The 9607-nt window shown below is 64.2% G+C and carries 8 protein-coding genes and 5 pseudogenes; 5 read left to right on the plus strand and 8 right to left on the minus strand.

Going from position 1 to position 9607, the window contains the following annotated elements; translation table 11 throughout:
- Window positions 1-96 precede the first annotated feature (96 nt).
- Both VMD50_RS13890 and VMD50_RS13895 read right to left on the minus strand, forming a co-directional pair.
- Window positions 97-570: pseudogene (locus VMD50_RS13890) on the minus strand (transposase); the annotation flags it as partial.
- 55 nt (window positions 571-625) lie between these two features.
- Window positions 626-1084 (minus strand): annotated as a pseudogene (locus tag VMD50_RS13895) (HdeD family acid-resistance protein); the annotation flags it as partial.
- Between the two features lie 324 nt (window positions 1085-1408).
- Here VMD50_RS13895 and VMD50_RS13900 point away from each other — a divergent pair.
- From VMD50_RS13900 to ligD, 4 genes are read left to right on the plus strand one after another with little or no spacing between them, the layout of a single operon-like run.
- Window positions 1409-1612 (plus strand): hypothetical protein, encoded by a 204-nt coding sequence (locus tag VMD50_RS13900; RefSeq protein ID WP_325428327.1) that lies wholly within the window; start codon window positions 1409-1411, stop codon window positions 1610-1612.
- Window positions 1613-1624: 12 nt separating this feature from the next.
- Entirely contained in the window at window positions 1625-1927 is a 303-nt protein-coding gene (locus tag VMD50_RS13905) for a hypothetical protein (protein WP_325428328.1), read from the plus strand.
- Window positions 1905-2429: a DNA polymerase ligase N-terminal domain-containing protein gene (locus VMD50_RS13910; RefSeq protein WP_325428329.1), complete on the plus strand. Its 525-nt coding sequence runs from the start codon at window positions 1905-1907 to the stop codon at window positions 2427-2429. Before VMD50_RS13905 ends, VMD50_RS13910 begins: the two co-directional genes overlap by 23 nt.
- On the plus strand, window positions 2426-3421 hold the full coding sequence (gene ligD / locus VMD50_RS13915) for a non-homologous end-joining DNA ligase (protein ID WP_475447377.1): 996 nt from the start codon (window positions 2426-2428) through the stop codon (window positions 3419-3421). Before VMD50_RS13910 ends, ligD begins: the two co-directional genes overlap by 4 nt.
- Before the next feature lie 387 nt (window positions 3422-3808).
- Here ligD and VMD50_RS13920 read toward each other — a convergent pair.
- From VMD50_RS13920 to VMD50_RS13935, 4 genes and pseudogenes are all read right to left on the minus strand, one after another.
- Window positions 3809-3943: pseudogene (locus VMD50_RS13920) on the minus strand (IS3-like element IS1141 family transposase); the annotation flags it as partial.
- A gap of 474 nt (window positions 3944-4417) precedes the next feature.
- The gene (locus VMD50_RS13925) at window positions 4418-4948 is read right to left on the minus strand and encodes a GNAT family N-acetyltransferase (RefSeq protein WP_325428330.1); all 531 of its coding nucleotides are present in this window, start codon (window positions 4946-4948) and stop codon (window positions 4418-4420) included.
- A gap of 540 nt (window positions 4949-5488) precedes the next feature.
- Window positions 5489-5974: a DUF6582 domain-containing protein gene (locus tag VMD50_RS13930; RefSeq protein ID WP_325428331.1), complete on the minus strand. Its 486-nt coding sequence runs from the start codon at window positions 5972-5974 to the stop codon at window positions 5489-5491.
- 306 nt (window positions 5975-6280) lie between these two features.
- Window positions 6281-7011, minus strand: a pseudogene (locus VMD50_RS13935) (endonuclease III domain-containing protein).
- A 700-nt stretch (window positions 7012-7711) separates the two neighbouring features.
- Between VMD50_RS13935 and VMD50_RS13940 the strand changes: the two are divergent.
- Window positions 7712-7837, plus strand: coding sequence for a hypothetical protein (locus VMD50_RS13940; protein ID WP_325428332.1), 126 nt, complete (start codon window positions 7712-7714; stop codon window positions 7835-7837).
- A gap of 31 nt (window positions 7838-7868) precedes the next feature.
- Here VMD50_RS13940 and VMD50_RS13945 read toward each other — a convergent pair whose 3' ends face one another.
- Both VMD50_RS13945 and VMD50_RS29965 read right to left on the minus strand, forming a co-directional pair.
- On the minus strand, window positions 7869-8921 hold the full coding sequence (locus VMD50_RS13945) for an IS110 family RNA-guided transposase (RefSeq protein WP_325428333.1): 1053 nt from the start codon (window positions 8919-8921) through the stop codon (window positions 7869-7871).
- Window positions 8922-9441: 520 nt separating this feature from the next.
- Window positions 9442-9607 (minus strand): annotated as a pseudogene (locus VMD50_RS29965) (IS6 family transposase); the annotation flags it as partial.

A 9607-nucleotide genomic window follows, 5' to 3' on the forward strand; every position in this document is an offset into this window, starting at 1 on the left:
GGCGACTCCGAAGGGCCAACCTTCATCTCTTGCAGAACACCGATTCCTGAAAAGTCCCTCCTACATCAAGACCTCCGTTTCTCGTTCGTGGCACACGTAGCGGGCGTCTTTGACCCGGCGCACCACCAGCCGCACGGTCAGTGCGCGGTGCCGGTCCAGCCGCAGGGTGTAGGGGGTTTCGGCGACCTGGGCATCGGAGATCAACGCCCCGGTGTCGGGGTCTTCGACTGCGCCGGGGTAGTGCACCGGGGTGTAGGCGGTCTCGTCGATGACCTCGATCGCGGCGCTGATGCGCTTGTTGCGGCTCACCGACAGGGAGAACTCGGCGTCTTCGGCCACGCAGGTGGTGATCACCTTTTTGGTGCCAAACATCGAGTCGCCGCGCACCATGATCGTCGCGTCCGGGTTGATCGCTCGGGTGGTGCTGATGGCCTGCTTGAGCTGGGAGGCGGCGCCGCGCCCGGAAGCGGCTCGCCCGCTGCGCAGCTGCGCCTCGGCGATCACCGGCGGCGTGGTCGCCGTGGAGATGGTGGTGATCTGCGGGGACAGGCCCAGCCGCAGCAGCGCGCGGCTGCGCGATTCCCATGAGGACAAGCCAAATGCCGGCGACAACTGTCAGTACGGTGATGGAACGGTAAGGCCAGACAGCGATGACAACGCCGGCGATCGCGGTCGCGATGCCGAGAAAGATGTGCCAGCGGCGTTCGGGCAGGTCGGGATGGCTGACCGCCAAGACGGTTTCCGCACACCCCTGGAACAACAGGCCAAACCCAATGCAGATGGCCAAAACCAGCACCGCGGAGCCCTGGCCGAGGTCACGAAAAGCCAACATCGCCAGGATCAACGACAACGTGCCGCTCAGGATCAGCACAGCGCGGCCGGGGTCGTGCGGCTCAAGGGTGAACCCGAACACCACCTGCTCTGCGCCCCTGACGACCAGGAATATACCGAACACTATGGACGCGACGACCATCGAGGGCTTTGGCCAGGCCAGCACCGCCGCACCCAAACACACGGACAACAGTCCTGACGCGAGCACTGATTTCCACGAGCGGCCGAATTGGGTTGGGACGCTTGACATCATGCCCACTCAGCTGACCGGCCGATGAGTTTCGCTTGTTTTACCCGGGCGGCAAAATCTGCTGCCAGAGCTCGCGGCGACAATCTGATATTCGGCCCCTCTGGGGACTGCGTCGTGACGTCTGGGAGAAGCATGCGCGTTTTCGGTAGTGGCCAGTAGGGACGAAAGTCACCTGATTCATCCGGCGGGCAGGGCGGCACAAGACAGGTGGTGCAGAACGGCGCATGAAAGTGACTATTCGCGCGTTTTGAATGGCCCTAGGTCCCTATTACGGACGTGCGGGTGCAACGAGCATGGACGCTACCCACTACCCGGAGGGTAACCGCTATGACAACCCCTGAAATCCCGGTCCTGATACGCGATCCGTGGGCGCCGATGGTGCTCGTTGGGGTGCTGACGGTGGCCAGAATCTGGCTCGTCATCATCGGCATGACCGAAATCGTCAGCGCCTTCATAACGCGCAACGGTCTCCAGAAGGCGGATAAGGCTGTGGCAGGGACGGCCCACGGGGCGCCTCTGCGGGCGGCCTGAAGCGTGGCAGCCGTGGAAGACTGGGGTAAGTCAGATCCGTTGGAGCACATCCAGCAACCGCTGGTTGGGCGGGTCCGCCAGATCATCGACGATCACCGCGCTGACGGCCTTGGCCCCGATGGCGGATTGACATGTAGCCGCGGCGCCGAAGGCCTGTTCGATCACCCGCGTCATGTGGCCGAGAAGATCGTCGACGGGCTGGCCGTCAAGCCTGATATCGACGAAGTGAAAAAACGAATTCGGTATGCGAGTGCATGGTTTGGCTGGGAGCTTACCTTACTAGGGGGGCCGAATGCTGAACCGCCGAGGCGATGATCCCCGGAGCCGCCACGAACCGCGAAACGCGCCACGCTTCGTGATCCAACATCACGCGGCAACGAGCGATCACTACGACTTCCGGCTGGAGATCGACGGTGTGCTGGTGTCCTGGGCGGTGCCCAAGGGTCCGTCCACGAATCCCAGGGACAAACGGATGGCTGTTCGCACCGAAGACCACCCGATGGACTACGCGACGTTCGAGGGCATCATCCCCCGGGGCGAATACGGTGAGGGACGAGTAATCGTCTGGGATCGCGGCACCTACACCAACGACAGCCCGTACGACATGGCGGAAGGCCTGCGGCGGGGACACCTGTCATTCCAATTGAACGGCGAGAGGCTGCATGGCGGCTACGCGCTGACCCGCATTCGCGGCGGCGAGGACGAGACCTGGCTGCTGGTCAAGAAATCCGATGAATACGCCGACGCGGGTGGCAACCCGCTGCGCAGCCAACCGCAGTCGGTTGTGTCGGGACGCACGCTGGACGAACTGTCGTGATCGAGGGTCTGCCAGACGAGCTGCGCCCGTTGTTACGCGATGAGGCCGTGCCGGACTGGTGCGCTCCGATGCTGGCCACGCTGACCGACAAGAGGTTCTCCGATCCTCGGTGGGTTTTTGAACTGAAGTTCGACGGGGAGCGGTGCCTGGCCTTCCGCGATGGCCCACGGCTTCGGCTTTTGTCACGCAACCGTCAGCCGCTTAACGACACATATCCCGAACTGGTCGATGCGCTCACTGCCCAGCACCAGCACCGGTTCGTGGTCGACGGTGAGGTCGTTGCCTTTCAGGGACGGCGTACCAGTTTTGAGCGGCTGCAAGCCCGGCTGGGCATTACCGACCCCGAAATCGCCCGCGCGTCGCCTATCCCGGTGTTCTACTACATCTTCGACGTGTTGCACCTCGACGGCTGCGCTACCACCGAGCTACCGTTGATCTGGCGCAAACGTCTGCTGCACGGCGCATTCCAATGGGGTGACCCGCTCCGCTATACCACCGACCGGTGGACGGAAGGCGAGGCGGCCTACCGGGAAGCCTGCCGGCAGGGCGACGAGGGGGTGATCGCCAAGCTGGCCAATTCCCGCTACGAGGAGGGGCGCCGTTCACCGAATTGGCTCAAGTTCAAATGCGTTCTGGATCAGGAGTTCGTGATCGGCGGCTACACCTCCCCGAAGGGCAGCCGGGTAGGGCTGGGTGCGCTGCTGGTCGGCTACTACGACGGGCGTGACCTGATATACGCCGGCAAGGTGGGCACCGGCTTCGACACCGCCACGCTTCGCAGCCTGCACCAGCGGCTGTCGGCCATCGAGCAAGACACACCGCCATTCGCCGGCGAAGACGTCCACGAGCCCGACGCCCACTGGGTGCGTCCAAAGCTGGTGGCGCAGGTCGGTTTCACCGAGTGGACCCGCGACGGCAAGCTGCGCCACCCGCGCTATACCGGCCTACGCACGGACAAGGAACCTGCCGAGGTTGTCCGGGAGATGCCGTGACTGAGGCCGACGACGACCGTCGCACCGGCGCAGGCTTACGGCCCATCTGGATCTGGACCTCTCCGATACCGGCCTGGCCGCGGTTGCCGAAGCTGAACGCGAGCGAGCAGCCTTGCTCTCGCCAGATATCATCGTGACCCGCGCGCCGGAGAGCCGACCCCACCCATCCGCGCCGACCGGACCCCGGTCACCCAAATCGTTTCGAATCTAGTTGACAACGCCCGTACACCCCACCCGGCGGCCACATCGTGATCAACCTACGCCACGCCAACGACTCCCACCCGCCCAACGACACCGGTCCTCACGCTGAGCTAACCGCCCGACTCAGGCCCGGGGATTCCGGACTCCGACCGCGAGCGAATCTTTGACCGACTTGTCCGCCTAGTCGGGCCGGTACTTCAGGGTTTTGAACAGGGATTCGCTGACCGGGTTGTCGTCGGACACGTGCGGGCGGCTGTGCGACTGGGTGACGCCGAGGTCGGCGAGCAGCAACGCCACCGGCTTGGAGGTCATCGAGGGACCGACGGAATGGCATGGCCCGCGTTAAGTGATTGCGCTGCGTGGGCTGCGGCGGCGTCGACTGCGAAATCGAGGGCATAGAAACGTATCCGGCGCCATATGGGCCAGCGCACCAACCGATCTCCCGGCGCGGTGATCTTGCGTGTAGTGCACCGGCACGAATTCGGCTCGCTACCACATGGCCCAGTACAGTCCCGACTCACCACGTCGAGCCGAGTCGTCATGAGCAGTTGGCAGACCCGAACACGGCAACCGCTGCCGTGATATCCGTTTGTTGGCATGCTATTTCGGCTTATGCCCATTCAGACGCCACCACCAGGCGGCTGACGGCACAGGCAGCGTATCGAGCTCAACGTGGTGCATGTGGGGTTGCCGCGCACCGGCAGCGCCTGGGTCATCCGGTCGCGCCGGCATGAGGCGGTGCTGGCCGCGGGGTGGATTGGGTTGCTTGACGCCGCTGGTCTGTCGATGCGGTCCTCAGCCCTCCGCGCTGCGGGGGCGTCGGGCGGTCGGTGTCGCGCGCCGGGGTAAGGTGATCTGAAACCGAAGCACCGACGCGTCATCGGACACGTTGGTGCGGGGCCAGTCAATGTCGGCGATCACTTGCAGCATCAGATGGTTGGTAGCCAACACGTCGGCGGTAAAGCGGCTGACTCCGTGCGCGGTGGCGATCTCGGCCAGCCGCCGGAGCAGGGCGGTTCCTACCCCGACGTGATGGTCGTCCCCGGCGACGGCGATCGCGACCTCGGCGAGCCGCGGATCATCCTCATCGATCACGTAGTGCGCCACCCCGATCAACCGGCCCGCGTCGAACGCACCGAGTGCATAACAGCTGTCGCTGCGTTCGGTGAGCTGGCGGGCAAGCCGATCCAGATGCCCTCGGCCGGGGCTGAAAAACCGGAGGTAGCGGTCGGTGTCGGGCAGCTGCTGGTGCAAAGCCAACGCCGCCTGTGCATCCCGGCGGCCCAGCCGGCGCAACAAGACTGTCCTGCCGTCGCGAATCGCCACCTGCGTTTGGTCGGTTGTGCTGTGATCGCCCATCATGTCTTCGCTGCCGCTGCGCCTCAGCGCTTCCCCTTGCCTCTGACTGCGGACTGTCCATCACGAGTGGCGTCAAGAAAACGAACTCATCCTCGTGACGCCCGCGGACGCCAATGCTGATTCTGTGTAAGTTGGCTGTCGGCAACAGTGTTGAGCCCGCACAGGCTGCCGGGGCAGTGAAACGCGACGCGGGGAATGCGTGACTGCCATTCAACGGGCGGGGCCGAATCATCCGCGCGACAGCGCCGACACCGGCATCTCATTGCGGACGCTACCTCACACTGTCTGCGCGGGAAATCCAATAGCCGGATTGGCTACGGCCGCCGTTGCTGGCCATCGGCGGTGCCGGAGGCACTGCTGAACGATTACGGTCCATGATGAGCGCTCGTATCGCCCGACGGCCACATGCCAATGCAGACAGCTTGTGCACGCTGCTCTGCGATGTCACGGCACACCCGCTGATCCGTCACGCTAGCCAAGGGACATCTCGTGTGCGGAGGCGCGCGATCACACCGTCTCGACGTCACGGGCGAGCTGGCGGGCTAGCCCTCTTCGGCGCGGTGACGGCGTCGTGTCTCGGCAGCTTTCTTGGCGGCCTCCTCGGCGATGCCGAGGCGGTGTTTCGTAGCCGCCCCTTTTGCGCGCGGCCTGCTCAGCTTCTCCGGTACGCATACGTGTTTGTGCGCCCTTTCTCGCGCTTTCTTCGCGATCCGGTTGCGGGTGAATACCGAGCTGATGCCAATCGGTCTCGGAAAGATCCAGGCCATAGTAGCGCGCAGCCTTCTCGATGTTGGCGAACGCCAGCGCGCGATCGGCTTCAGGCACATCGACCACTTGATCGAAACGCGCAACGGCGTTCCGCACGTGCTGCGCGTCGGTCAGCGGTTCTTTGCGTTGCCGTGGAAAGGCAAAAACGCTCTCGGGCAGGTCACTTCTCTCGGTGAGGTGACCGTGCCGCTCATAGGGTTCCCAAGTGGTCTGCACCGGTTGCATCTGCTGGCTCCGTTCATGACATAAGTTGTCGTACTGCCCTCACACGCTAGGCGCGCGGTGGCGGATTTTGCATGGGGCTTTTGGCCTCACCGGCCGCCCGAAAGTCACCGTTGTTCGCGCCAGCCGCGACACGACGTCGCGGTCGAGCCGTGGCCTCGTTGCGCGCCTCTCGCGCCCCTCGACCGCTCAAAATTTGTGCCGGTGATGGTCGGCTACGGCAACGCCGCCGGCATGACCTACCGCGACGTGTTATTGGTCGGTGACGCCGCCTGCAGGTGTTGATGGCAGCTCGGTTGCCAGCCGACTTCACACCTTTGTGTGCCGAGGATCCTTCAGAACAACGCAAGCAAGTGCTTGCTTTTCGGGTCCCTCGACCAGCGCCCCGACGATCTGCGGCTCGGTGGGCCCAAGGCCCAACGACGGGCAATCCTGGGTCGTTACGCACACCCCGCAGGCGGGGCGCTGGCGTGACAGAGCCGCCGGCCGTAAAAGATCAGCCGGCTGCTGAAATCCGTCCACTCCGTGCGTTCGATCGATTCGCCGACGGCTTTTCCACCTGCACCGGGTCTTTCTCGTCGGCGAAGTGGGTCTCGACCGTGATGCCCGGGATGCCGAACGCGTTGCCGAGGACCATGTTGGCGGTCTTGCGGCCGATGCTCGCTGGCGTCAGCAGCTCGTCGATCGTGTGACCTCGCCGGTCGAACCGCTCCACTAGCGCCTGGCCCAGCTTGATGAGCGTATCGGCTTTCCTGTGGAAAACGCCGGTGGGCCGGATCAGCTGTTCGAGTTCGGCGCGGGCGTAGTCGCGCGTGGTCTGGTAGCGGCTGAATACGGCCGGGGTCAGGTCACTCGCTTGTCGGTGCATTGCGCCGAAAGTATGGTCGCTACCGTCAATTCAATGGGTTGGTGGAATGCAACTCAGAGCATGCGTGCGGAAACGCCCGCGCCAGTTTCCGATTGATGCGTCGAACGCGCCCGGTCAAGGCCGCTGTCGTCTCAGCCGGCCACCGGCGCAGCGACTTGGCATCCACGGTCACGTTGCAAGTCGTTCTGTGACGGACGGCCCCGATCGTCCACGTCCGCGCCCTGGCCTGGTCAGGCAGCGTGCATGCAGGTCGGACACGTGCAATCGGAGCAAGCGCAGTTGTTGCAGGCATCGGCGCAGTGCTCGCATTGACACGTGTGGTGATTACAGGTCGGGCAGGTGCAATCGGCGCACACACAGATTGCACACGAGTCGGAACAGTTGGGGCACCGGCAGGCGGCGCACTCGTCGTAGTGCATTCCCTCGGGGGTGGGATGCTCCCGGCAGACATGCCCGTCGTGCAGGTAGTCCACATGATCGGCATGTAGCACAGATGCGTGCCCACAACCCGGGCCGTGGGTGTGATGGTGCTCTTCTGCCTGGCGGTGCTCAGCTGTCGCCACAGTGATTCCTTATCTGTGTTGAGGACCCCCGTAAAGGTGGATCCTGGGGTCGTTTTGGTTTGTTTTGCTTTGTTCCGGCCCGTGTTTAGCGCGGTGGAGCGCAGTCGGGGTCGAGGTGGAGCGCCCGCAGCGCAGCGAGGACGAACGACCTCGAGGCCGACGAGGATCTACCGCATACTCTGGTTGGCCGGGACGAAGCGAAAGTGTTGTGGTTCAAGTCATCTGCGGCCTCCCGTGAATGGACGAGTGTCCGCGTTGCGCGTGCCGGCGCCCAGCCTTATCTGGGTCCACGGAGATTGATCCGATGACATGATGATCGATGGGGTGCCCGACGTGCGGGTCAAGGGGCGCGGCCGCTCAGTCTTTCCGGGAAGTCCATCCAACAACGGGGTGGCGACAGGAACCTTGCGGGAGCTGACCGCGGGCATCAGCTGAAGTGTGGACAGGGCACGCATGCAACGCATGGTTAGGCGGCCACCTCCTGCGGTTGGGAGACGGGCAACGCCAGGGCGGCATCGCCGAGCTCACGCAGGCTGTGATAGCAGCGACGCAAGACCTTGCGCTCGACAGCCAAGGTGGGATTCTCGCCGTTGTGGCCATCGCGCTTGGCGGCCAGCCCGCGGTAATAGGCATAGTCGGGCGAAGAGCGCCGGGCCGCGCACTTGGCCGCCTCAAACGCCGCCCACCGCAGCTCGGATGAACCCTGCCGCGACAGATGCCCCGGTGCGCGTTTGCCGTCCGAGGAATACACAGTGATATCGAGCCCGGCGAACCGCACAAGTTGATCGGAGCTGCTAAACCGGCGCGCATCACCGATCTCAGCCCAGATGATCGCCGCGCACAGCCACCCGATGCCGTAATGGACTTGCAGTGCCCGACACCCCGCCTGCTGCTTGGCGAAGTCGATCAATTGTGTTCGCAGCGGCCCGATCTCGGCGCTGAGCTCATCGATGCGGCGCAGCGCGGTATCCACATATTGGCGTCCGGCCGCGGACAACTCAATATTCGCGAGCGCGTCACGACCGGCCTGGGTCAACAGCGCCCGAATCGGCGGGCAGCCCTGATGGAACAACTGGGCGTGGATGCGCTGCTGCCAGACCCGTCGCTCGTCCATCAGACTGCAGTACAACCGGCCCAGGATGCGCACCTCCAAGACATGTGCCGGCGGGATCCACGACTCGGGAAACCGGCCCTGCAACAAAAGCGTGCGCAACAACCGGGCATCGGCTCGGTCGGTCTTGGCCCGCTTCTTGGGACCACGCGCCGCCGCGATCTCAGCCGGATCCCCCAAATGCGCCACTACTCCCGCGCCCGCCAGCTCATCGACCACATACCGCCACCCGGTGCAACCCTCCAGCGCGAACTCCGCGTCCCCATTAGCGCAATGCTCACCCAGCCAGTGCCGCAACGACGTGCGCGTTGCCGGCCGGATTTCACCGAACCGCACCAAACCGTCATCATCCACGTAGTCGAACGTGATCTGCTTCCGATGCACGTCAAACCCGCCTACCATCGTCATTGGGACCTCCTCAAGCTCCCGAAAAACATCTGACGCAAACTCAACGAGCGTCTGAGCTGAGGGGGTCCCCATCACATGTCATCTTTCCTTTGGTCGGTTCGTCTTGCCGGCAGTTGGCGAACGTGCAGCTGCTGTCCGCTCATCTGCCAAGAAACGAAAGCCTGCCGCGTGATGCCGTATGACAAGTATGATGCGTTTCGCGGGGCGCCGCGCCGATCCGGTCGCGGCCGTATTGCCTAGGTATCCGGCTCCTCACAGCCCTGTCGCTATCGCGCCGTCGCCGGATCAGTCCGGTCGATCAGTGATCCGGACGGCTACGGCCCGGTGCCCAGCAGCGAACAGGCCGTGGAAGACGGCAGGCGCCACGGGCGGCTCGACCCATGACCGCCCCAATGACGTTGGCTGCGTGCCGACTGACATCGTTCAGGCACTGTCAACTTGAGCCAACCTAATTGGCCGATGTGATGATTCGGGGTGACGGGCCGTGGCTTGGACGAAACGTCCTGCCCCAGTCGCCGATTCAAGCGGCGGCCGTGGTCGTCGCACCGGTGATCTCGTTCCAGCCCGCGAAGCGGTCGGCCATCACCTGTCAGTAGTCGGCCGCCGACAGCAAGTGCCGACGGGGCCGAAAGTGCGGCGAGATGCCGCTGAACCCGGACAGAAATCGTTGCGCGTGCCGGATCGAC

It is taken from the genome of Mycobacterium sp. (assembly GCF_035506235.1).
Classification (GTDB): Bacteria; Actinomycetota; Actinomycetes; order Mycobacteriales; family Mycobacteriaceae; genus Mycobacterium.